The following is a 24,227-nucleotide window of genomic DNA, read 5'->3' on the forward strand; positions in this document are numbered from 1 at the left end:
GCTGCTGTCGGTTTACTGAGCTGAAGTGTGTTGTGGTGAGCAGGAGTGAGTCCTGTCGGCGGCTTCGCGGGGCGGGAACGGTAGTTCCGGGGCCGAATGGGTGACCTTGGCGGCTGCTGCTCGTTGGGCTGGGTGGCAGCTGCTCGGCCTGGTGGGGGGTGTTGTGGTGGGTGGTTTGCGGGAGTTGGCCGCGCCCTTCGTGGCGCCCGGGCCTTGCGGGGTGGCGGTCCGGGACCGTCTCAAGCACCTCACGCCCCAGGACGAGAAGGTTCTGCGCGCGGTCGGTGAGCATCAGGGCGCGCTCGCTTCCCGTGACCTCAGGGCCCGCTGTGCGAATGGCCTGGAGCACAGCAAGGACACCTGGGCGGCGCGCAAGCGGGACCTGACGCCGCTGTCGTCGTCGCGGATCGCCGGGGCCATCACCAAGGCCACCCACGATCAGTGGGCGCTGGCCCGGCGTTGCCAGGCCGCGCACATCCAGACACTGGAAGCCGGGATCAAGACGCTGCGGCACCGCCTGTCCCTCCCGATCGGGGAACCGGGAACGAAGCGGGCCGCGGGCGGCTACCGGTCGAAGAACGAGTGGTTCCGCAAGTCCCGCCGCCTCACGGCCCTGGAGGCGCGGCACGCCGCCGCCGTCTGCGACCGGCAGGCCGGACGGGTGCGGGTGGCACGGGGCGGCAAACGTCTCCTCAACACCCGCCACCACCTCACCCAGGCCCGGCTGACCGAAGGCCAGTGGCGGGAACGCTGGGAAGCGGAACGCTGGTTCATCGCCGCCGATGGCGAGTCGGGCAAGCGGTTCGGGAACGAGACGATCCGCGTCACCCCGGACGGCGAGGTCAGCATCAAACTGCCTGCCCCGCTCGCGCACCTGGCCAACGCCAGGCACGGCCGGTATGTCCTCACCTCCGCCGTGGCGTTCGCGCACCGGGGTCAGGAGTGGGCCGATCGCATCGAAACGAACCGGGCCGTGGCCTATCGCATCCACCTCGATACCGAGCGCGGCCGCTGGTACCTCACCGCATCCTGGCAACGCCCCGTCGTGAAGACGGTCCCGCTGGAGACCGCCCGCGCCCGGGGCATGATCGGCGTCGACACCAACGCCGACCACTTCGCCGCCTACCGGCTCGACCGGCACGGCAACCCCATCGGCGACCCGCACCGCTTCCCCTACGACCTGTCCGGTTCGGCCGGTCACCGCGACGCCCAGATCCGCCACGCCCTGACCCGCCTGATCAACTGGGCCAAGCAGGCCGGTGTCGCCGCGATCGGCATCGAAGACCTCGACTTCACCGCCGAGAAGACCCGCGAGAAGCACGGCCGCCAGAAGCGGTTCCGGCAGCTGATCTCCGGTATGCCCACCGGGAAGCTCAAGGCCCGGCTGGTCTCCATGGCCGCCGAACAGGGCCTCGCGATCATCGCGGTCGACCCCGCCTATACCTCCCTGCGGGGTGCCCGGCACTGGCAGAAACCGCTTGCCACCCCGCACCGCACGATGTCCCGTCACGATGCCGCCGGTATCGCGATCGGGCGACGCGCCCTCGGGCACCCGGTCCGGCGTCGGACGGCACCGCCCCCACACGACCGGAGTGATCGTGCGGGGCATCGGACCGCCCAGGCCGGACCAGGTGACCGGGGGCGTGAGGGAACCTGCCCGCCCGCAACGGATCACGCCCCTGGAGGCGTGCCGCCGAACGGGACGAGAAAGCGGGAACCCAGCGCATCCAGAACCGTTCGGGATGCGCCCAGAACGCAGCAGTGGGTCCAAGACTCACTTACGCACACTGGTTAGGAACGGTACGGCGTGTGGGCACCGGCGCAGTCCGGTGGCCGCTCTGTCCCCAATTGCCGGACGGGCTTGAACCGGGCTCGCCGGACGGACTCGAATCTGTCGCCTGACCAGGGTGTTCGCCCGGGTGGCGGGAGTGGCTGCGGCCGACACCATAGGATTGGGCCAAAACCACACACCAACCCCTGAGGATCGCTGCATGCCTGGCATCACGCGCGAGGAGGTCGCCCACCTCGCCCGGCTGGCGCGTCTGGAGCTGAAGGGCGAAGAGCTCGATCACTTCGCCGGTCAGCTCGACGACATCATCGGCGCGGTCGCCCGCGTCTCCGAGGTCGCCGACCAAGACGTACCGCCGACCTCCCACCCGCTGCCGCTGACCAACGTCATGCGCGCGGACGAGGTCCGTCCGTCGCTCACCCCCGAGCAGGCGCTCTCCGGCGCCCCGGCCCAGGAGCAGCAGCGTTTCAAGGTGCCGCAGATCCTGGGGGAGGACTAAAAGCCATGACGGACAACAGCACCATCATCAAGCTCACCGCTGCCGAGATCGCCGCGAAGATCGCCTCCGGCGAGCTCACTGCCGTCGAGGTCACCGAGGCCCACCTGGCCCGGATCGACGCGGTCGACGAGAAGGTCCACGCCTTCCTGCACATCGACCGCGAGGGCGCGCTCGCGCAGGCCCGTGCCGTCGACGCGAAGAAGGCGGCCGGTGAGAAGCTCGGCCCGCTGGCCGGTGTCCCGCTCGCGCTGAAGGACATCTTCACCACCGAGGGCATGCCGACCACCGTCGGCTCCAAGATCCTCGAAGGCTGGATCCCGCCGTACGACGCGACCCTCACCAAGAAGCTGAAGGCCGCCGACGTCGTCATCCTCGGCAAGACCAACATGGACGAGTTCGCCATGGGGTCCTCCACCGAGAACAGCGCCTACGGCCCGACCGGCAACCCGTGGGACCTCACCCGTATCCCGGGCGGCTCCGGCGGTGGCTCCTCGGCCGCGCTCGCGTCGTACGAGGCCCCGCTCGCCATCGGCACGGACACCGGCGGTTCCATCCGCCAGCCCGCGGCCGTCACCGGCACCGTCGGTGTCAAGCCCACCTACGGCGGCGTCTCCCGCTACGGCATGGTGGCGTTCTCCAGCTCCCTGGACCAGGGCGGGCCCTGTGCCCGTACCGTCCTGGACGCGGCCCTGCTGCACGAGGTGATCGCCGGGCACGACCCGCTCGACTCGACGTCCATCGACGCCCCGGTCCCGCCGGTCGTCGAGGCCGCCCGCAGCGGCAGCGTCGACGGCATGCGCGTCGGTGTCGTCAAGCAGTTCGCCGGTGAGGGCTACCAGGCCGGTGTCGTCCAGCGCTTCAACGAGTCGGTCGAGCTGCTGAAGTCGCTCGGTGCCACGATCGTCGAGCTGGACTGCCCGTCGTTCGACCTGGCGCTGTCGGCGTACTACCTGATCGCGCCGTCCGAGTGCTCCTCCAACCTGGCCCGCTTCGACGCCATGCGTTACGGCCTGCGGGTCGGCGACGACGGCACGAGGTCCGCCGAGGACGTGACCGCGCTCACCCGCGAGGCCGGCTTCGGTGACGAGGTCAAGCGCCGCGTCATCCTCGGTACGTACGCCCTCAGCTCCGGCTACTACGACGCGTACTACGGCTCGGCGCAGAAGGTCCGCACCCTCATCACCCAGGACTTCGAGAAGGCCTTCGAGCAGGTGGACGTCATCGTCTCCCCGACGACGCCCACCACTGCCTTCCCGATCGGCGAGCGCGCCGACGACCCGATGGCGATGTACCTCGCGGACCTGTGCACCATTCCGACCAACCTCGCCGGCAACTCCGCCATGTCGCTGCCCTGCGGCCTGGCCCCGGAGGACGGCCTGCCGGTCGGACTGCAGATCATCGCCCCCGCCATGAAGGACGACCGGCTGTACAAGGTCGGAGCCGCCGTCGAGGCCGCCTTCGTGGAAAAGTGGGGCCACCCGCTGCTGGAGGAGGCTCCGTCGCTGTGAGCGCACTGACCAAGGCCAAGGGCTTCAAAAAGTCCAAGACCGGTACGTACCTGTCCATCGGCACCACCGCTTTCGGGGCGCTCGGCGTCATCAAGCAGGCCAAGAAGGCCCGCTTCGAACACGACACGCTCCGACTGATCGACGCCGTTGTCTCCGCCGCCGCCATCGCCACTGGTGTCGCCCTGCTGCTGCGCGAACTCAAGCGCATCGGCGATGACGACGTACTGCTGGGCTGAGAGGGAAGTTTCACCGTGACTGTCACTGACCTGGTGTCGTACGAGGACGCGCTCGCGTCCTACGACCCCGTCATGGGCCTGGAGGTCCATGTCGAGCTCGGCACCAAGACCAAGATGTTCTGCGGTTGCTCGACCGAGCTCAAGCAGGACGCCAACTCCCAGACCTGCCCGGTCTGTCTCGGCCTGCCCGGCGCACTGCCGGTCGTCAACGAGATCGGCGTCGAGTCCGCCATCAAGATCGGCCTCGCGCTGAACTGCGAGATCGCCGAGTGGTGCCGCTTCGCCCGGAAGAACTACTTCTATCCGGACATGCCGAAGAACTTCCAGACCTCCCAGTACGACGAGCCGATCGCCTACAACGGCTATCTGGACGTCCAGCTGGAGGACGGGGAGATCTTCCGGGTGCAGATCGAGCGTGCCCACATGGAGGAGGACACCGGCAAGTCGACCCACGTCGGCGGTGCCACCGGCCGAATCCAGGGCGCGTCCCACTCCCTGCTCGACTACAACCGTGCGGGCATCCCGCTCATCGAGATCGTCACCAAGCCGATCGAGGGCGCGGGCGCACGCGCTCCCGAGGTCGCCAAGGCGTACGTCGCCGAGCTCCGCGAGCTCATCAAGGCGCTCGGTGTGTCGGAGGCCCGGATGGAGATGGGCCAGATGCGCTGCGACGTCAACCTGTCGCTGCGCCCCAACGGCACCGAGACGTTCGGTACGCGCTCCGAGACGAAGAACGTGAACTCGCTGCGTTCCGTCGAGCGCGCCGCCCGCTTCGAGATCCAGCGCCACGCCGCGGTGCTGAGCTCGGGCGGCACGATCGTGCAGGAGACCCGGCACTTCCACGAGGAGGACGGCTCCACCACGGCCGGCCGCATCAAGGACAACGCCGAGGACTACCGCTACTTCCCCGAGCCCGACCTGGTGCCGGTCGCCCCGGCCCGCGAGTGGGTCGAGGAGCTCCGGGGCGGCCTCCCCGAGCTGCCGCGGCTGCGCCGCAAGCGGCTGAAGGAGGAGTGGGGTGTCTCCGAGCACGACATGCAGTCCATCCTCAACGCCGGTGCGGTCGACCTGATCGTCGCCACGACCGACGCGGGCGCCCCCTCGGACCAGGCCCGCAAGTGGTGGATGGGCGAGCTGGCCCGTAACGCCAACGAGACCGGCCGCGGCCTCGACGAGCTGCCGATCACCGCGGTGCAGGTCGCCAGGGTGGCCGAGCTCGTCACCGCGGGCGACCTCAACGACAAGCTGGCTCGCCAGGTCATCGAGGGCGTCCTCGCGGGCGAGGGCGACCCGGACACCGTCGTCGAGAAGCGCGGCCTGAAGGTCGTCTCCGACGAGGGCGCGCTGGGCACGGCCGTGGACGAGGCGATCGCCGCCAACGCGGCCATCGCGGACAAGATCCGCGGCGGCAAGGTCGCGGCGGCGGGTGCGCTCGTCGGCGCGGTCATGAAGGCCACCCGCGGCCAGGCGGACGCGGCCCGAGTGCGCGAGCTGATCCTGGAGAAGCTCGGCGTCGAGGGCTGATCCGTCCCCTGCGTGGGCGGTCCGTACGTCCCTGAAGGGGCGGTGCACCCGTGAGCCGGGTGCACCGCCCCTTCACCCGTCCGGAGAGTCTTAAGACCGACGGGCGGGGGCGGGCGCCGACGCTCTGTTCCCGGTCGTCGCGACGGCGGGTCCCGGCCCGCTGCTCGCCGCCCTGATCGGCGTGGACCTCGGCCCGAACCTCACGTACGTCGGCTCGCTCGCCACCCTGCTCCGGCGCCGCATCCTGCACACCCACGGCGCCGCGCCCGACCTCGGGCGCTTCACCCGGCTCGGGCTGCTGACCGTACCGGCGACGCCGGCGGTGTCGACGGTCGCGCTGTGGGGTGCGACCAGGTGCGGGGCGCGGTTGGACTTCCCGGCCGACCTGTTGGACGTTCACCACCGAGCCGTACGAAATCCTTCCCGGCGTCACCTGGCTTGATTAGTTTCCCGGCTGAACGACAGGACTCGGGAGGCTCACTTGACCACGGACATTTCACGGCGACGGCTCTTCGCGCTCGGCGGCGGTGCACTCGGCGTCGCGGCTGCGGGGTCGCTGCTTCCGCCGTCGCTGCAGGCCGCGATCGCCGCGCAGCCGGCACATTCGGCGGGGTCCGGTGGCGGGCTCGGAGCCATCAAGCATGTGGTGATCCTGATGCAGGAGAACCGTTCCTTCGACCACTACTTCGGGACGCTCCGGGGAGTGCGCGGCTTCGGCGACCGCAACGCCGTCGACCTGCCCTCCGGTAAGCCGGTCTTCGAGCAGCCCGCTCCGCTGGGCACCTCTGTGCTGCCGTTCCCGGTGCGGGACGCCGCCGAGACACAGAAGAAGGACCTTCAGTACATCGGCGCGCTCGACCACTCCTGGAGCGGTGGCGCCAAGGCATGGGCCGGGGGGTGGATGAACGGCTGGGTGACCGCGAAGACGGCCGCCACCATGGCGTACTACGACCGCCGTGACATCCCGCTGCACTACGAACTGGCCGACACCTTCACGGTCTGCGACGCCTACCACTCCTCCATCCACACCTCGACCAGCCCCAACCGCAACCACCTGTGGAGCGGGAAGACGGGCAACGAGGCGAACGGCAAGCGGGCGGTCGGGAACGACGCGTACAACGAGGGCACGCACCCCGGATACGACTGGGGCACGTACGCGGAGCGGCTGGAGAAGGCCGGGCGCAGCTGGCGTACGTACACCGAGTGGGAGAACTTCACCGACAACCAGATCGAGTTCTTCGCCACCTTCAAGGCGATCGCCCGCAAGGCGCTGGCGAAGACCGGCGGCCATACGTACATGGAGTCGTTCTACTCGGCGGTACGGGACGCGGACGCCACGGAGCGGGAGCGGCTGTTCGGTCTGCTCGAAGAGGGTGTCGCCACCCTGGACAAGGCCGAACGCAGCCTCTTCGAGCGTGCGTTGCGCCGGGTGGAGACCGGAACGCTGGCCGACGAGTTCGCCAAGGACGTGGCGGCGGGCACGCTGCCCGAGGTCTCCTACCTGGTGCCGTCGGCCGTCGACTCCGAGCACCCGAGCGTCTCCTCGCCGATCCACAGCGCGACGATCGTCTACAAGGTCCTGGACGCGTTGGGCAAGCACCCCGATGTGTGGCGGCACACCGCCGTCCTCATCAACTACGACGAGAACGACGGCTTCTTCGACCACGTGCCGCCGCCGGTCGCGCCGCCCGAGGTGACCGAGGAGCAGTGGGAGGGCAAGCCCACCGGTCTCGGGATGCGGGTGCCGCTGCTCGTCGTGTCGCCGTGGACGGTGGGCGGCTACGTCTGCTCCGAGGTCTTCGACCACACCTCCGTGGTCCGCTTCCTGGAGCGCTGGACCGGCGTGAAGGAACCGAACATCAGCGACTGGCGGCGCACCGTCACCGGCGATCTGACCTCGGCCTTCGACTTCAAGCGGGCGCGCCGCCGGCCCGAGGTGGAGCAGCCCGGTGCCATCCCGCCGTTCAGCGGACGCTGGTCGCCGAAGCCGCCGCTCGTGCAGCACATGCCCGTACAGGAGCCCGGGGCCCGCCCGGCCCGCGCGCTGCCGTACCAGCCGGACGCCCAGGCGAAGGTGGCGGACGGGGCGGTGCAGGTGGCCCTCAGCAATACGGGGCGCTCATCCGCACACTTCGCGCTGTATCCGTACGCGGGAGAGTTCCCCGTACCGCAGCACCGGGATGTAAGGGGCACGGCGCAATGGACGGTGCCCCTTACCGGTGCGGCGTACCGATTCACGGTGACGGGGCCGAACGGCTTCCGGCGCGAATTCGCCGGGCCCGCGAAGGACGGCGTTTCGGCCGGGGCCGAGGTCGCCTCGCGGGTCGACGCGCATGAGCGGGATCTGCATCTCACCCTGCGCAACACGGGGCGGACGACGCTCACCTTCACCGTACGGCCGCTGGGATACGTCGACGAGGCGGACCTGCGGGACTGGACCAGGACCGTCAAGGTCAAGCCGGGACGCAGCCGTACGGTCGTGCACTCGGCGGCCGACGCACACGGCTGGTACGACCTGTCCGTCACCGTCGACGGGGACGATGTCTTCCGGCGCCGGCTGATGGGGCACATCGAGAACGGCCGGGCGAGCGTTTCCGGCTGACGGGCCGCCCGGCAGGCCCGCCATTACGTACGGGGGTTCGGCGCCCACCGGAACCGCCGAGGCGCGGCCGGCGTTTCCTTGATCATGGCTGAACTGATCGAGAAATGGGCCGGAGCCACGGCGGGCGCCGACCCCGAGCAGGCGGACCCCGTCGTCCTGGAGTGCGCCCGCCTGCTCGCCGCCGAACCGGACGGTGAGCAGGCGGTCCTGCTGACCTTCGGGCTGGTGAACATGGCGTGGTACGTCCTCGGGCGACGCGGCGCCCCCGTCGAGCGGGCCGTGGTGGACGCGCTCGGCGCCGCCGCCGAGGCCATGGACGAGCAGTCCCTCCAGGCCGGCGGGTGCGGGCACGCGGCTCATCCGTACACCGGGAGCCTGGAGAAGTGGGACACGGACGCGGACGCGCTGCTCGACGCGCCGGACGTCGAGGTTCCGCTCGCTGCGTGGGACGAGGCCGAGGCCTGCCCCCGCAACGCCGCCGGATGGGCGCGGACAGCCGCCGATGTGATCCTGCCGGGCAGCACGGACGGCATCCCCGAGATCATTCCGGAGAGCCACCGGAGCAACATCAGCAGTCTGGGCAGTGTGCTCAACGACTATCCGAACGGCGATCCGTTCTGGGACCTGGAGGTCCACGCCGCACCGCCCGGCATCCTCTCGCGGGCCGCTCTCGCCGGCTATGTCGTCGTCGCCCATGCGAACTGCTGGTACGCGGGGTCGGGCCGGATCAGGCAGCGGTCGCTGCTCGACGACATGATCGAGGGCCTGGAGTCCGTACTGCCGCTGCTGCCGGACGAGACGTGCGCGCACGAGGACGGCGAGCACCCGGCACTGAACTCCGGCAGCGACCAGCAGGCCGCCGAGGGCATCCACCTGCAGAGTCCCGGCGGCCGGGCCGTCCTGCGCGAGGAACACGAGGACGGATACGGGGCCTCGCTGGAGGCGTGGACCTGCACCACCTTCCTGCGCGCTCTCGCCGTCGAGGCCCGCGACCATCTGCGCGAAGCGGTCGACACCCTCTTCGGCACCCGGGAGACGGCACATCTGGACCCGGTGTACCTGCGCCCCGACGGCCGGCTCGACATCGAACCGCTGAGCGAGCGGTATGTCCCGTTCAAGGACGAGACAGCCTCCGAGGAAGCGGCGCTCTGGGCGGCCCGGCGGTACGAGCAGCTCGGCCCCGACGGACCCGCGCTCGAGAGGACCGTCCTGCTGCTCCTGATGGGCACGGCGGCAGATTCCCTGGAGCTGTCGTACGGAATCGCCCGCGAGATCCTCGGCATCCTCCGTACCGCTGCCGCCACCCTGCCCGGTGGCGCGTGCGCCCACGCGGACGGCCACGCGCCCGGCCATGAGCGCACCTCCGATCGCGTGGCCCGCATCGCGCACCTCTACGCCCCCGACGCATGCCCCGCCCCTGGCCCGGACTCCGGCCAGGGCTTCGGGAGCGAGGTGCTGACCTGCCCCGTCCATCTGGCGGACGCCGTGGCGAGGGGCATCGCGGAGATCGAGGAGCGGTTCGAGGAAGAACTGGAGGCGGAGGAGCGACTGGCCGAGTGAGGTGGCCGGAGGCCGTTGTGACTCCGGGGCCACGGTAATTCCTGCGGCCGTTGTGAGTAAGGCCACGAAAGCGACAAAGGATCACCGTCGGCTGCCAGAGTGGCGGTCCTCAGGCCATGTGTTCTTTGCGGGTAATTCATGTTTTGTCCCGGTAAAGATCCGCGAACCCTCAGGGAGCATGTCCGTTGGCCGCCATTGCCCGCTGGTGCATCAGGCACCGCCTCATCGCCGTCCTCATCTGGCTCTTCGCCCTCGGCGGCGCAGCCACCGCGGCGGGCTTCGCGGGTTCTGCCTACTCCAACGACTACGACGTGCCCGGTACCGAGTCCGGCCGGGCCGCCGAGCTCCTCAAGAGCGGTTTCACGGACCTCGGCGGTGACACGGACACCATCGTCTGGCACACCACCGACTCCACCGTGCGGGCCGCCGATGTCCGGCAGACGATGACCCGGACCCTGCACGCGGTCGAGGAACTGCCCGGTGTCGGCGCCGTCACCGGACCGTACGGGGCGTCCGGCGCCGGACAGATCAGCGAGGACGGACACACCGCCTACGCCACGATCACCTTCGACCAGCAGTCCGACGACATCCCGGTGCAGCAGGCCCGGGCGGTCGTCGACACAGCGAAGGCTGCCGCCGGCGACCACCTCCAGGTGGAACTGGGCGGCTCGGCCGTCGCCCTCACCGAGGCGCCGTCGGTCCACTTCAGCGAGGCCATCGGGGTCGTCGTCGCAGCGGTCGTCCTGTTCCTCGCCTTCGGCTCGCTCGCCGCCAGCATGCTGCCCATCGCCACTGCTCTCGTCTCCGTCGGCACGGCGTACGCGGGCATCGTGCTGCTGGGCCATGCGATGACCGTCGCCGACTTCGCCCCCATGCTGGGCATGCTGATAGGGCTGGGCGTCGGCATCGACTACGCGCTGTTCATCGTCACCCGGCACCGCAGAGGACTGCGCAGAGGCATGACCGTCGCCGAGGCGGCGCAGAACGCCGTCGCGACGACCGGGCGGGCCGTCGTCTTCGCCGGAGCCACCGTCTGCACAGCGCTGCTCGGCATGCTGATCCTGCGGCTCGGGTTCCTCAACGGTGTGGCGATCGCCGCCTCGCTCACCGTCGTCCTGACCGTGGCCGCCTCCGTGACCCTGCTGCCCGCCCTGCTGTCCTTGATCGGCATGCGGGCGCTGAGCCGGCGCGAGCGCAGAAGACTCGCCGAGCGCGGGCCGCAGCCCGAACTGCCCACCGGCTTCGCCGCCCGCTGGTCCGCGTTCGTCGAACGCCACCCCAAGCTGCTCGGGGCGTGCGCCGCCGTGGTGATGCTGGTCCTTGCGCTGCCCACGTTCTCCCTGCATCTGGGCACCTCCGACCAGGGCAACAACCCCTCCTCGTCCACCACCCGGCAGGCGTACGACCTGCTGGCCGACGGATTCGGACCGGGCGTCAACGGCCCGCTGACGATCGCCGCACAGCTCGACGGCGCGGACGACCGGCTGGCGATGGACGGCCTGCCGGACGCCCTGCGAGCCACCGACGGCGTGGCCTCGGTCGGCCCGGTGACGTACAACAACGACGGCAGTGCGGCCTTCATCACTGTTGTGCCGAATTCGTCGCCGCAGTCGCAGGAGACCAGCGCGCTCGTCGGCCGGCTGCGTACGGACGTCCTCCCGCAGGCCGAGGCGAACACCTCGCTCCGGGCCCATGTGGGCGGGGTGACGGCCGGCTACGACGACTTCGCCCGGATCATCATCGGCAAGCTCCCGCTCTTCATCGGCGTCGTCACAGGGCTCGGCTGTCTGCTCCTGCTGCTGGCCTTCCGGTCGATCGGCATTCCGCTGAAGGCCGCCGCGATGAATGTGGCGGCCGTCGCCTCCTCGTTCGGGGTCGTCGTCGCGATCTTCCAGTGGGGGTGGGGGAGCGAGCTGCTGGGGCTGGGCAGCTCGGGGCCCATCGAACCGTTCCTGCCGGTCATCATGGTGTCCGTGCTCTTCGGGCTCTCCATGGACTACCAGGTGTTCCTGGTCGGGCGGATGTACGAGGAGTGGCTGGAGACCGGTGACAACCGGCGGGCGGTGCGGGTCGGCCTCGCCGAGACCGGCCGCGTGATCAACTCCGCGGCCGTGATCATGATTTCGGTCTTCCTCGCCTTCGTCCTCAGCGGGGACCGGGTCATCGCCATGTTCGGAATCGCGCTCGCCGCGGCGGTCGCCCTCGATGCCTTCGTTCTCCGCACGCTGCTGGTCCCCGCCCTGATGCATCTGCTGGGCGGAGCGAACTGGTGGCTGCCGCACTGGCTGGACCGGCGGCTGCCGCGGATCAGCATCGAGCCTCCCGAGTGCCGCGCGCCGCATGGGAAAATCCCGCAGGCAGCGAAACCGGTGGAACCGGTGGAAACTGCGCAGGCAGTGCAAGCGGTGGAAGCGGTTCGAGAAGGAGCATGATGTTCGCGATATCCCTGGGCGACGACGGAGCGGAACTGCGTCCGCTGGAGATCTGGCAGGCGGCGGAGTTCCTCGCCCATATGGACCGGGCCCGCGAGATCGTCGACCCCTGGATCCCCTTCGCCTCGTTCGCCACCGACCTGGACTCGGCGCGCGCCCTGCTCCGGCGGTACGCGGAGAAGCAGGCCACCGACACGGGGCGGCTCTACGGCATCTGGCTGGACGGCACGCTCGTCGGCGGTGTCCTGTTCCGGATCTTCGACACGGAATCCGGGAACTGCGAGGTCGGCTGCTGGCTGGAGCCGGCGGGGGAGGGGCGTGGCCTGGTCACCCGGGCGGCACGGAAGCTGATCGACTGGGCGGTGTACGAGCGCGGCATGCACCGCGTGGAGTGGGACGCGTCCGCCGCGAACACCCGAAGCATCGCCGTGGCCGAGCGGCTCGGTATGACACGCGACGGGGTGCTGCGCGAGAACTACCTGTACCGCGGCGAGCGGCACGACTCGGAGATCTGGTCCGTACTGGCCCGGGAGTGGCGGGCGCAGAAGGCCTGAGGCCGGGGCAGGGGGACCGGCCGGCGGCGGGCGTTAAGAAGGTTCTCATCCGGGCCGCCTAGCGTGCGGGACATGAACCCCGGAACTCCCAAGAACCCCACCACTCCCACCGGCTCCGCCGCTCCCGCTGTTCTCGACGCCGAGGAGACCGCGGCCGAGGAGAACACCGCCAAGGACGCGGCGTACAGCCTCGACAAGGGGGCGGCCGAAGCCGAGGGAGAGCCCGCGGTGGCCGACGACGCCGGGGCGGGCTCCGCCCCGGGCCCCGATCAGGCCCTCGATCCGGATGTCGGCCTCAAGGACTCCGATTCCGAGGACTCCGACTTCACGGACCCCGACTTCGACGACTCCGGCAAGGAGTCGTCCGGCCTCGGCTCGGCCGCCGCGGCCGTGGCCGCCGTCGGTCTCGGTGTCGTCGCGCTCAGCGGGTCCTGGACCGGCAGGATCGCCGCCGAGCGCGAGACCCTGATCGGGCAGATCAAGACCTCGAGCGGTGGCACCGCGGCCCAGCAGATCTCGGAGATCTACGGCGACGCCTGGCACTCCACCGCGCTGGTCAACGGCCTCTTCGCACTGCTCGCCCTGCTGGTCGGCATCTTCGCCCTGGTCCGCCCGGCCTTCGGCGCACCCTCCCCGCACCCGCAGCCCGGCTGGGTGCGTGCCGTCGCGACCGCCGGCATCGCGCTCGGTGTCCTCGGCTTGGTGATCTCCCTCGGCATGTACTTCGACCTCATCGTCGCTCTGCCGACCGCCATGTGAGTACGTACCGCCCTACGGCCGTCTAAGGCATCCGCCCGGGCGGCCCCGGCCCGGGTGCGGAAGTGTCCGCACCCGGCTAAGGCCCCCCACCCCGCGAAGATGCGGAACTCGCCCGATGCGGCGACACCTCCTGGGAGACGACAGTGGGGGCACGGCAGAAGCACTGCCGCCCCCCCAGGCCCCAACGGGCCGTCGTCCTCCGGGAGAAGCACATGTACACGTTCGAACTCCACAAGCTGCACGAGAGCGAACTGCGGAGCCGTGCCGAGCAGGAGCGGCTCGTCGGGGAGGCCCGTCGGGCCCGCAGGGCCGCCCGTGATTCCGTACGCAAGGAGGCGGAGGGGCCGGTGAGTACGGACCGGAACGGGTTCGTCCACGCCGCGTAGTAGTCGTGTGACGGCTGCGTGATGCCGGACGACCCGATTCCGGGGCCCGCACCGTCGGACCCGTGTGCGATGCTCGGCGACGTGGAGACCAGGTCCGTCAGTCCCGTGTTCGTCGGCCGCGCAGGTGAATTCGCCTCGCTCGTCGATGCGCTCACCCGCGCCACCGCAGAGGACACCGGCCGGGCCGACAGCCCCGGCGGCGAGCCGCAGGCGCTGCTCATCGGCGGCGAGGCGGGCGTCGGCAAGACCCGGCTGGTCGAGGAGTTCCTTGCGGCGGCGGCGCGCCGCGAGGCCGTCGTCGCCGTCGGCGGCTGCGTCGAGGTCGGTGCCGACGGCCTGCCCTACGCCCCGTTCTCCACCGCCCTGCGCGCCCTGCTCCGCACCCTGCCCGACGAGATGGCTGCCGCCTGCGCCGGGCAGGAGGGTGAACTGGCCCGGCTGCTCCCCGAACTCGGCGAGGCCGATCGGGACGCGACCGACGAGCACAGCACCGCCCGCCTCTTCGAACTCACCGCCAGGCTCCTGGAACGCATCTCGGCGCAGCGCGCCGTCGTCCTCGTCCTGGAGGACCTGCACTGGGCCGATGCCTCCACCCGGCATCTCCTCGCCTATCTCTTCCGCACCGTGCGCAGCGGCCGCCTCGTCGTGATCGGCACCTACCGCTCCGACGACATCCACCGCCGCCACCCCCTGCGCCCCCTCCTCGCCGAACTGGACCGGCTCCGTACCGTCCGCCGGATCGAACTCGCCCGCTTCAACCGCGCCGAGGTGCGCCGCCAGCTCACGGGCATCCTCGCCGCCACCCCTGAGGCCGCCCTGGTGGACGAGATCTTCGAACGCTCCGACGGCAACGCCTTCTTCGTCGAGGAACTCGCCTGCAGCCTGGAGAACGGCGACCCCTCACGACTCTCCGACTCTCTGCGCGACCTGCTGCTTGTCCGCGTCGAAGCGCTCCCGGAAGACGCCCAGAAGATCGCCCGGATCGTCGCCGAAGGCGGCTCCACCGTCGAGTACGGGCTGCTGGCCGCGGTCGCCCGGTTCACCGAGGACGAACTCATCGAGGCGCTGCGGGCGGCCGTCGGAGCCAACCTGCTGCTCACCACCCAGGAGGGCAACGGCTACCGCTTCCGGCACTCCCTGGTCCGCGAGGCCGTCAGCGACGATCTGCTGCCCGGCGAGCGCTCTCGGCTCAACCGGCGCTACGCGGAAGCCCTGGAGATCGATCCCACCCTCGTCCGCGCCGGTGAGCGGGCCACCCGGCTCGCCAGCTACTGGTACGGCGCACACGATGCCGCCAAGGCCCTGCCCGCCGTGCTGAAGGCCTCGGTCGAGGCCCGCCGCCGCTACGCGTTCTCCGAGCAACTCCGTCTGCTGGAAAGGGCGATGGGGCTGTGGGACGACGCCCCCGATGACGTGCGCCGCACCCTGCGCCCCATCGACTACGCAGAGAGCTACCCGGCCTGCGGCTGCGACCCCGACACCACCCCGCTGCGCTATCTCGACCTGATGGCCGAGGCCACCGTCGCCGCCCGGTTCGGCGGCGAACGCGAACGGGCCCTGGCCATCGCCAAGAAGGCCATGCGCGTCCTGGACGGCGAGGACGACCCGCTGCGCGCCGCCTGGTTCTGGGTCCAGCGCTCGCGGCTGATGCAGGACCTCACCCGTGGCGACGGATGGCAGGAACTGGCCACCGCCCAGGAGCTCGTACGCGGCCTGCCCCCGTCCGTCGTGCATGCCGATGTCCTGATGAGCGTGGCGGGTTGGGGCGCCCTGCACCGCCCGGGCGCCGATACGCTGCAAGCCGTCGACCGGGCCGTGGAGTACGCCCGGCTCGTCGGTGACGAGTACATCGAACTGCACGCCAGGCTCACCCGTGGCTGGCTCACCGCCGACGCGGGCAGTGTCGACGAGGGCATCGCCGAGATGTACGCAGTCCGCGACCGCGCCGATGAACTGCACCTGGTCGGCATCATGAGCCGGGCCGGCATCAACCTCCCCTCCACCCTCGAATCCATGGGCCGCTCCCTGGAGGCCGTGGCCGCCGCGGACCACGGCATCGAGATCAGCCGCAGCCACGGCATCGCCGACATGGAGGCATGGGTCCGCTGCAACCAGGCGATCTCGCTCTTCGCTCTGGGCCACTGGGACGAGAGCCGCGCGACCACCGACGCGGCGGCCCGCGCCGCCCAGTCCAGCAAGGCGCAAGGGCTCGTCGCCTCACGCCGTACCGAACTGGCCCTCGCCCAGGGCGACCTGGCCGAGGCGGAGATTCAACTCGCCCTGACCCGACGCTGCTTCGGCTCCCGCGACCCGCAGCCCCAGCACCTCATCAACCCCGTACGCCACGCCGTGATCCTCGCCGTGCAGCAGGGGCGTCTCCCCGAGGCGCGGGCCGCGTTCGAGGCGCAGGCGGAGCAGGGCTTCCCGCCCGGCACCCAGCGGTATGCCCTGCCGCTCCTCCATGTCGCCGCCGCCGCCGAGGCCGACGCCCGGGGTCTGCCCGCCGCCGACCCAGGCCGGCCGGCGATCCTCGCCGGCATCCGGACCCACCTGAAGCGGCTGCCGATGCTCATTCCGATCTGGGCCGCCTACGGTCTCCTGGTCGATGCCGAGCTGGCCCGGGCGGAGGGTCACGACACCCCCGACCACTGGTCCCGCGCCGCCACCGCCTTCGCCCCCCTCCATCGCCCGTACGAGCTGGCGCAGATCCGTCACCGCTGGGCCGAGGCTCTCCTCATCGCCTCCGGCGACCGGTCCGCGGCCGCCACCCTGCTGTGCGACGCCCACCGCACCGCCGCGCGACTCGGCGCGCGCCCGTTGGCCGAGACCATCGAGCTGCTGGCCGGACGCGCCCGCATCACCCTCACCACCTCCGACCGGTCCCCGGCCCACAACGCCGCCCAGGAGATACCGCTCGCCGTCACCGTCGCCGCCCAGGACGGCACCACCGACGAGGCGGCGGACCGGGAGCAGACCGAGGACCACCTGCGCGAGGCGGCAGCAGCGGCGGTGGAGTCCTTCGGGCTGACGCGACGCGAACAGGATGTGCACCGTCTCGTCGCAGCCGGTCACACCAACCGCAGGATCGCCGAGGAGCTCTACATCTCACCCAAGACCGCGAGCGTGCACGTCTCCAACATTCTCGCCAAGCTCGGCGTCTCCAGCCGTGGCGAGGCGGCCGCCCTGGCCCATCGGCTCCGGCTGTACCCGGTCCGGAGCGCCTCCTGATACCGGCGGCGTCCGACCCGCCTACGGCCGCGCCTCCGGACCGGCCTTCGGCGCGTCCGGGGTATCCGGCCCGGACGCCTCATCGGGGTCGTCCGCTGCCTGGTCCGGGTCCGGTATCGCGTCTGTCGCGCCACAATCCGCCGCAGGACCGCCGTCGGTACCGGACGCCCTGACGATCACCTTTCCGGAGGCCAGGTCTATCGGCCCGCGCCCCGGGTCGCCGACACCGAGATCCACCCGGGTCAGCTCCAGCCGCTTCTGCTCCTCGGCGGCATGCTTACGGCCCGGCGCGAAGAGTTCCTCGAAGAAGTTGAACACCGGCCGCACGCCCTTTCACCTGCTGTAGCCGCTACCGCACCTCCAGCACCAGGATCCTGTCGTCTCCCGGCTTCGGGGTGCCACGGGTGTCCGTGTTGCTCGTGACCAGCCAGAGCTTGTTGCCGCCCGCGGCGAGCACCGTGCGCAGACGCCCGTACTTCCCCTTCAGGAACGATTGCGGGGCCGCCAGAGATTCCTTGCCGGACAACGGAATCCTCCAGAGGCGCTCACCGCGCAGGCCCGCCATCCAGATCGATCCCTTGGCGAAGGCGATCCCGCTCGGGGACGCCTCGGACGTCTTCCACTGTGCCACGGGATCGATGAAACCCGGCTTTCCCGCCTTGCCCTCGACCTTTGGCCAGCCATAGTTCCCACCCGGCTCGATCCGGTTCAGCTCGTCCCAGGTGTCCTGCCCGAATTCGGACGCCCACAGCTGCTTCTGTCCGTCCCAGGCCAGCCCCTGCACATTGCGGTGCCCGTACGAATACACCACGGAGTCGGCCTCCGGATTGCCGTGCAGCGGCTGGCCGCCCGGGGTCATCCGCAGGATCTTGCCGGCCAGTGACTTCTTGTCCTGCGCGAGCCCGGGGTCCCCCGTCTCCCCGGTGCCCGCGTACAGCATGTGATCCGGGCCGAAGGCGATCCGCCCGCCGTTGTGGATCGAGCCCTTCGGGATGCCCCGCAGAATCGTGTCCGGCGCACCCAGCAGCCGGCCGGGCGTCGTGCCGTTCTCGTCGTACTGCATGCGCGCGATGCGGTTGTCGGACTCGGTCGTGAAGTACGCGTACACCAGATGATCCGAACCATACGTGGGGGAGACCGCGATCCCCAGCAGCCCTCCCTCCCCGCCGGGCGACACCCCGGGCACGGCGCCCAGCAGGGTCTTCTTGCCGCTCTTCCCGTCGATCCGGGTGATCGTGCCCCTGTCGCGCGAGGAGACCAGCAGATCGCCGCCGGGCAGCTCCGCCAGCCCCCACGGCGAGTCGAGGCCCTCGGTGAGCGTGGAGACCACCTTCACCGAGCCCTTCGCCGGTGGCAGGGCCACCGACGCGGACGGGGAGGCCGACGGGCCCGAGGCGGCGGAGGAGGGGCGGGACGGGGAGGACATGTGCCCGACGCCCGCCGCGCTGCCGGAACCGTCCCCCGAGGAACACCCCGCGGTCAGCAGCAGCGTGCCCGAGGCCAGCGCGGCAACCGTTCCGTGCCGCACGCCTCGACGCCGCCCCCGACGACCCGCAAGGCCTTGTACAGATCCGAACAGAACACCGTGCACAGCACCGATCCCTTCGACGGCCACCCGACCACTGTTCTTACACCGCAGCCCCGCCCCGGGTTCCCGAGGCCCGCCCATTTTCTCGATCGGTGATCACGAATGCGGGGCCGGCGGTCAGTCCCACGACCCCCGCGCCGCGGGCAGCCGGGCGATCTCCACCAGATCCTGCGCGGTCAGTGTCAGCCCGGCCGCCCCCGCGTTCTCCACCGCCCACCGCTCCCGCTTGGTCCCCGGCACCGGCACCACATGCGGCCCCTGCCGCAGCACCCAGGCCAACGCCACCTGCGCCGCAGTCGCCCCGTGCCGCTCCGCGATCCGCCGCAGTCCGACCACCACCGGCTGGTTCGCCGCCATCATCTCGGCCGTGAACCGCGGATGCCTGGCCCGCAGATCGTCGGGCTCGAAGCCCTGTCCCGGGGTCAGCGTGCCCGTCAGATAGCCGTTCCCCAGCGGCATCGCCGCCAGCAGTCCCACACCCCGCGCCGAGCACCACGGAAGCAACGACTCCAGCGCCTCCGGCGACCAGACCGAGAGCTCCGCCTGCACCGCGCTCACCGGGAAGACCTGCTGCACCCGCTCCAGCTGGCGGATCGTTTCGTCATACATCCGGGCACCCGGCCGGCGTGAAGCCCGCGCTCCGACCGCACAGAGTCCGAGCGCCCGCACCTTTCCGGCGGTCACCAGCTCCGCCATCGCGCCCCAGGTCTCCTCGACCGGCACTTCGGGGTCGGCCCGGTGCAGCTGGTACAGATCGATCACATCGGTCTGCAGCCGCCGCAGGGAGGCGTCACAGGCCCGCCGCACATAGCCGGGGCGGCCATTGGCGACGATGTGCTGATCGCCCACCAGCAGCCCGCACTTGGTGGAGACGAAGGCATCGGACCTGCGACCCTTCAGCGCCCGGCCCACCAGCAGCTCATTGGTGAAGGGGCCGTACATGTCGGCCGTGTCGAGCAGTTGGACGCCCGCGTCGAGCGCGGCGTGCACGGCACGCAACGCACGGTCACCGCGCTGCTGCGACGCGCTGTACGCCCAGCTCATCGGCATACAGCCAAGACCGACCGCACCCACGGCGAGCGCCGCCGCACCGAGACTTCTGCGCTCCAACTCCCCGAACCCTCCCTAAGGTCCCGTGACGACAGGACCTCGGCCCCGCCGTCACGGGACCACACCGCACCCCAAAGTAACCTCTGCCGGCCGCCGCCTCTCGCGCAGCCTCCCGGGGATTAGCCTCCTGACCATGACTTCGACGAAGACTCCCGACGTATGGATGCCGTTTCCCGCCGACGAGATCGACGGACTTCCCGAGGGTCTCAACTACCACTTCTGGGACGGCGCGCAGGACTATCCGGCAGACCCGGCCGACTGCGCCTTCTATGTCGTGCCGTACATGAAGGGTTCACAGATCGCGGTCCGTCCGCTCGCCGGCATGGCACAGGTCCAGATCGTGCAGACGCTCACCGCGGGCATCGACCATGTCGAGCCGGGGCTCGGTCTGCTGCCGGCCGGGGTGCGGCTGTGCAATGCCAAGGGGGTCCACGAGGCGTCGACCGCGGAACTCGCCCTCGCCCTGATCCTCGCCTCCCTGCGCGGCTTCCCCGGGTTCGTCCACGGCCAGGACAAGGAGGAGTGGCGGGCCGGCTTCTACCCCGCGCTCGCCGACAAGTCCGTGCTGATCGTGGGGTACGGATCGATCGGGGCCGCCATCGAGGACCGGCTCGAGCCCTTCGAGTGCGCGCGGGTGGCGCGCGTCGCGCGCTCTGCACGGACAACAGCACGCGGCCCCGTACACACACTCGACGACCTGCCCGCACTTTTGCCCGAAGCCGACGTCGTCGTGCTGTCCACCCCGCTGAACCCGTCCACACAAGGGCTGGTGGGCGCGGAGTTCCTCGCCGCGATGCCGGACGGAGCGCTGCTCGTGAACGTCGCGCGGGGCGGCGTCGTCGACACCAAGTCGCTGCTGCTCGAACTCGAGTCCGGCCGGCTGCGTGCCGCCCTCGATGTCACCGACCCGGAACCGCTGCCGGCCGGCCATCCCCTCTGGCATGCTCCGAACGTCCTGATCACTCCTCATGCGGGCGGCAGCACCTCGGCATTCGAGCCGCGCGCCAAGCGTCTGGTGGCCGGACAGCTGAACCGTTTCGCCGCAGGGGAGCCGGTGCGGAACGTCGTACGCACCACCGGTTGACCACGCTGCGGGTCCGTTCGACTGCGTACCGTTCCGACAAGTCCCCTGATCGTTACGGAGAGTAGATGGGCTATGTCCCTGAGTGACCGGTCTGGTGTATCGTCCCGAAAGGGGCGCTGAGCCGAGGAAGGGACTGCGCCGGGGAGGACGCAACACGCGAGGGGGCGACGGGCGATGTACGGCCGATGGGCGAACGATCCGGCACCGCAGAGCAGTCCACGGCGACTGGGGCCTGTCCGGGGTTTCCCGTCGTCCGCCCGCGGGGTGGGCGACGCGGCGTCCGGTGCGTGCGATCGCCGGACGGAGGGTCGTCCTCGTACCGGACGCACTTGGGCGAGCCCGACGACGCGACAAGAGGGTCCTGCCTGCTCGAGCGAAGCCGAGGGCTCGGGGGAGTGCGTGCCGGGCGTCGCGGCGCAGACGGGAAACCCGGAACAGGCCCCAGCCGGGCGCCGGGTGCGTGCGCACCCGGCGGCGTCGGGTGCGCCCCGGTGAGCGCGCCGGCCGGCGCCCTCGGGGCGTTCCTCTCCCGGCGGTCCACCGGCGGCGCATCCGCACTGGTCCTGCAGACCCTGGTCGGCCTCGTCTGCGGCGGTTACGCGGTGGGGGCGGCCCTCGGCTGGGGTTCTTCGGAACTGGCGCTCGTCATGGGGGATTTCGGCCTCAGTGCCGCCGCGCTGGTCGCGGCCGTCTCCTGCTTCCTCTACGCGCGGACCGGCGGCGACCGGTTCCGGCCCGCCTGGCTGCTGTTCGCGATCTCCTCGCTCATGGCCGCAGGGGGCAATGCGGTCTGGGGCTGGTACGAGGTCATGCTCGGGCGATCGGTGCCCAGTCCCTCCCTCGCCGATGTCTTCTACCTCTGCTTCGCGCCACCCGCCATCGTCGGGCTGCTCGTCCTCGCCAAACGCCCCGTCACCCGGGCCGGATGGTTCTGTCTCGCGTTGGACTCCTGGCTGATCGGCGGATCGCTCCTCACGCTCTCCTGGAGCCTCGCCCTCGCCCATACCGCGCATCTCGTGGATGCCGAGGGCGCGAGCGTGGCCCGCGCGGCGCTCGCGCTTGCCTATCCGCTGCTCGACATCGTGCTTGTCTCCATGGTGCTGGCCCTGCACTTCCGGCGGTCCAACGCCAACCGCTCCGCGGTGAACACCGCCGTTGCCGCGCTCGCCCTGACGGTCCTGTCCGACGCCCTGTTCACCTCCCCGCTGCTGCGCCAGACCTACCGCTCCGGCCAGTTGCTGGACGCGGGCTGGTTCGCCGGTTCCCTGCTCCTCGCGTACGCACCCTGGGGTGCGAACAACGCAACGGACAACGCCTTCCCGCCACGGGGTGCGCCGCGCTCCACCAGCCGGCCCATCGCGGGATCGCTGGCCGCGCTGACGCCGTATCTCGCCGCCGCCGTCTGCACTCTCGGCATTCTCTACAACGTCACCGAGGGCCGCCGGGTGGACCGCGTCGTGGTCTTCACCGGCTGCACGGTGGTGCTCGCCCTGGTCGTCCGGCAGGGCATCATGCTCGTCGACAACATCGCCCTCACCCAGGAGCTGGCACAGAAGGAGAACCACTTCCGCTCCCTGGTGCAGGGCTCCAGCGATGTCATCATGATCGCCGCCCCCACCGGCGTCCTGCGCTACGTCAGCCCCGCCGCCGCGGGGGTGTACGGGCGCGATGCCGACGACCTGGTCGGCGCCGAGCTGGCCTCGATCATCCACCCCGAGGACCTGGGGCGGGTGGTCCACGAGGTACGCCGGTTCCTCGCCGCCTCTCCGGGGGAGGAGCCCACCACCCGGATCGAGTGCCGTTTCAGATCCGGTACGGGCGACTGGCTCAATGTCGAATCCACGGTCAACCGCCACCAGGGCGGGCTGATCCTCAACAGCCGCGATGTGACCGAACGGGTGCGGCTGCAGGCCCAGTTGCAGCACAACGCCGAGCACGACCCGCTCACGGACCTGCCCAACCGCGCCCTGTTCACCGAGCGGGTGCGCCAGGCCCTCGGCGGCCGCCGCTCCGGCGACCCCGGCACCGCCGTGCTCTTCATCGACCTCGACGGCTTCAAGGCGGTCAATGACCGCCTCGGCCACCAGGCGGGCGACGAACTCCTCATCCAGGCCGCCCGCCGCCTCCATGAATCCGTACGGGCCGGCGACACCGCGGCCCGCCTCGGCGGTGACGAATTCGCGGCCATCATCCTCGGTGACGGCATCCGCGACCAGTCCGCCCGGGAATGCCAGGTCCACGAGATCGCCGACCGACTGCGGCTCACGCTCTCCCAGCCGTACCGCATCGGCACCGGCGAGGTCCGGGTCGCAGCGTCCATCGGGGTCGCCTTCGCCGAGCCCGGCATCTCTCCGAGCGACCTCATGCGCAACGCCGACCTCGCCATGTACCGCGCCAAGGCGGGCGGCAAGAACCGCGTCGAGCTGTACGCCCCGCAGATGCAGGCCGAAGTCGTACGCCGCTCCGAGCTGGCTGCCCGGCTGCGCACCGCTCTGCGCGACGGCGAGTTCGCCCTGCTCCACCAGCCCGTGGTGCATCTCGCCAGCGGCACCGTCGCCGCCGTCGCCGCCCAGGCCCGCTGGCGCTCCGCCCAGGGCATCCTGTTCACCCCGGCCGAATTCCTCCGCGTCGCCGAGGACAGCGACCGCACTGCCGAACTCGGCCGCTGGCTCCTCGAAGAGGCCGTCGAGCAGGCCGCCGACCGGGCCAGGGCCGGCCATCCGGTCTCCGTCGCAGTGCGGCTCTCCGCCCGCAGGCTCCTCGACAAGGGGATGCCGTTCGGCTCCGTCGAGGCGCTGCTCACCCGGCACAGCCTGCCCTCCGGCGCCCTGATGATCGAGGTCGCCGACAGCGACCCCCGGATCTCCTTCGACGAACTCGAACAGCGTCTCGTCGCGCTGCGCCGGCTCGGTGTCCGCATCGCGCTCGACGGCTTCGGCAGTGGATACGCCGCGATCAACGCCCTGCGCCGGCTCCCCATCGACGTACTGAAACTGGACCGCGGTCTCGTCGAGGGTGTCGTGGAATCCGCCCGGCTGCACAAGATCACCAGCGGCCTCCTGCGCATCGCCTGCGACCTCGGCATGCAGTCCGTGGCCGATGGTGTCGACGTACCGGAGCAGGTCCTCGCGCTGCGCGCCATGGGCTGTACGCACGGCCAGGGAATGGCCTTCTCCGGGCCGCTCGACGAGTACCGGCTGCGCCGCGCCCTGGCCCGTGGTGAGTTCCCGGTGCCCGGCAGTGCCGCCGCCCAGCCGGTCCTGGCCGGCGGCTCGATCCCACTCCTCAGCGGCTCACATGTTGAGACGCCCGTCCCACCCACTTGACACGCTGTATGCGTCGGAGAGAGGGTCAATGCCATGCGCACC

17 protein-coding genes and 1 pseudogene are annotated in these 24,227 nt (G+C 70.7%); 15 read left to right on the forward strand and 3 right to left on the reverse strand.

Annotation, left to right across the window (positions count from 1 at the left end; translation table 11 throughout):
• Nucleotides 1-166: 166 nt before the first annotated feature.
• The 13 genes and pseudogenes from ACZ7IB_RS39575 (at nucleotide 167) to ACZ7IB_RS39635 (ending at nucleotide 17,077) form a co-directional block, all read left to right on the forward strand.
• Nucleotides 167-1,795, forward strand: coding sequence for an IS200/IS605 family accessory protein TnpB-related protein (locus ACZ7IB_RS39575; RefSeq protein WP_470919430.1), 1,629 nt, complete (start codon nucleotides 167-169; stop codon nucleotides 1,793-1,795).
• A 196-nt stretch (nucleotides 1,796-1,991) separates the two neighbouring features.
• Nucleotides 1,992-2,288 (forward strand): Asp-tRNA(Asn)/Glu-tRNA(Gln) amidotransferase subunit GatC, encoded by a 297-nt coding sequence (gatC, locus tag ACZ7IB_RS39580; RefSeq protein ID WP_015036350.1) that lies wholly within the window; start codon nucleotides 1,992-1,994, stop codon nucleotides 2,286-2,288.
• Nucleotides 2,289-2,293: 5 nt separating this feature from the next.
• The gene (gene gatA / locus ACZ7IB_RS39585; RefSeq protein WP_470919431.1) at nucleotides 2,294-3,796 is read left to right on the forward strand and encodes an Asp-tRNA(Asn)/Glu-tRNA(Gln) amidotransferase subunit GatA; all 1,503 of its coding nucleotides are present in this window, start codon (nucleotides 2,294-2,296) and stop codon (nucleotides 3,794-3,796) included.
• Nucleotides 3,793-4,032 carry a hypothetical protein gene (locus tag ACZ7IB_RS39590; RefSeq protein ID WP_266357685.1) on the forward strand — a complete coding sequence of 80 codons (240 nt, stop codon included), beginning with the start codon at nucleotides 3,793-3,795 and terminating at the stop codon, nucleotides 4,030-4,032. Before gatA ends, ACZ7IB_RS39590 begins: the two co-directional genes overlap by 4 nt.
• Before the next feature lie 15 nt (nucleotides 4,033-4,047).
• Nucleotides 4,048-5,556, forward strand: coding sequence for an Asp-tRNA(Asn)/Glu-tRNA(Gln) amidotransferase subunit GatB (gene gatB, locus ACZ7IB_RS39595; RefSeq protein WP_470919433.1), 1,509 nt, complete (start codon nucleotides 4,048-4,050; stop codon nucleotides 5,554-5,556).
• A 121-nt stretch (nucleotides 5,557-5,677) separates the two neighbouring features.
• Nucleotides 5,678-5,905, forward strand: a pseudogene (locus ACZ7IB_RS39600) (ArsB/NhaD family transporter); the annotation flags it as partial.
• 132 nt (nucleotides 5,906-6,037) lie between these two features.
• Entirely contained in the window at nucleotides 6,038-8,158 is a 2,121-nt protein-coding gene (locus ACZ7IB_RS39605; protein WP_470919434.1) for a phosphocholine-specific phospholipase C, read from the forward strand.
• An 84-nt stretch (nucleotides 8,159-8,242) separates the two neighbouring features.
• Nucleotides 8,243-9,718 (forward strand): hypothetical protein, encoded by a 1,476-nt coding sequence (locus tag ACZ7IB_RS39610; protein WP_470919435.1) that lies wholly within the window; start codon nucleotides 8,243-8,245, stop codon nucleotides 9,716-9,718.
• 185 nt (nucleotides 9,719-9,903) lie between these two features.
• Entirely contained in the window at nucleotides 9,904-12,150 is a 2,247-nt protein-coding gene (locus ACZ7IB_RS39615; RefSeq protein WP_470919437.1) for an MMPL family transporter, read from the forward strand.
• Entirely contained in the window at nucleotides 12,150-12,704 is a 555-nt protein-coding gene (locus ACZ7IB_RS39620; RefSeq protein WP_470919438.1) for a GNAT family N-acetyltransferase, read from the forward strand. The genes ACZ7IB_RS39615 and ACZ7IB_RS39620 overlap by 1 nt, the downstream gene beginning before the upstream one ends.
• A 72-nt stretch (nucleotides 12,705-12,776) precedes the next feature.
• Nucleotides 12,777-13,463, forward strand: a complete 687-nt coding sequence (locus tag ACZ7IB_RS39625) for a hypothetical protein (protein ID WP_470919440.1) — start codon at nucleotides 12,777-12,779, stop codon at nucleotides 13,461-13,463.
• Nucleotides 13,464-13,675: 212 nt separating this feature from the next.
• The gene (locus ACZ7IB_RS39630) at nucleotides 13,676-13,849 is read left to right on the forward strand and encodes a hypothetical protein (RefSeq protein WP_470919441.1); all 174 of its coding nucleotides are present in this window, start codon (nucleotides 13,676-13,678) and stop codon (nucleotides 13,847-13,849) included.
• Between the two features lie 69 nt (nucleotides 13,850-13,918).
• Nucleotides 13,919-17,077 carry a helix-turn-helix transcriptional regulator gene (locus ACZ7IB_RS39635; RefSeq protein WP_470919460.1) on the forward strand — a complete coding sequence of 1,053 codons (3,159 nt, stop codon included), beginning with the start codon at nucleotides 13,919-13,921 and terminating at the stop codon, nucleotides 17,075-17,077.
• Nucleotides 17,078-17,098: 21 nt separating this feature from the next.
• On the opposite strand, the gene ACZ7IB_RS39640 is transcribed toward ACZ7IB_RS39635, so the two are convergent.
• The 3 genes from ACZ7IB_RS39640 to ACZ7IB_RS39650 all read right to left on the reverse strand — a co-directional run bounded on the left by ACZ7IB_RS39640 (nucleotide 17,099) and on the right by ACZ7IB_RS39650 (nucleotide 19,739).
• Nucleotides 17,099-17,395: a DUF6191 domain-containing protein gene (locus tag ACZ7IB_RS39640; protein WP_470919462.1), complete on the reverse strand. Its 297-nt coding sequence runs from the start codon at nucleotides 17,393-17,395 to the stop codon at nucleotides 17,099-17,101.
• Between the two features lie 31 nt (nucleotides 17,396-17,426).
• Nucleotides 17,427-18,605: a PQQ-dependent sugar dehydrogenase gene (locus ACZ7IB_RS39645; protein ID WP_470919443.1), complete on the reverse strand. Its 1,179-nt coding sequence runs from the start codon at nucleotides 18,603-18,605 to the stop codon at nucleotides 17,427-17,429.
• A 177-nt stretch (nucleotides 18,606-18,782) separates the two neighbouring features.
• Entirely contained in the window at nucleotides 18,783-19,739 is a 957-nt protein-coding gene (locus ACZ7IB_RS39650) for an aldo/keto reductase (RefSeq protein ID WP_470919463.1), read from the reverse strand.
• Nucleotides 19,740-19,908: 169 nt separating this feature from the next.
• Between ACZ7IB_RS39650 and ACZ7IB_RS39655 the strand changes: the two genes are divergently transcribed.
• Nucleotides 19,909-20,859, forward strand: coding sequence for a 2-hydroxyacid dehydrogenase (locus ACZ7IB_RS39655; protein WP_470919445.1), 951 nt, complete (start codon nucleotides 19,909-19,911; stop codon nucleotides 20,857-20,859).
• Between the two features lie 491 nt (nucleotides 20,860-21,350).
• Complete coding sequence (locus tag ACZ7IB_RS39660; RefSeq protein WP_470919447.1) at nucleotides 21,351-24,185, forward strand: putative bifunctional diguanylate cyclase/phosphodiesterase; 2,835 nt, start codon at nucleotides 21,351-21,353, stop codon at nucleotides 24,183-24,185.
• Nucleotides 24,186-24,227 lie beyond the last annotated feature (42 nt).

It is taken from the genome of Streptomyces sp. NPDC037301 (assembly GCF_055602785.1).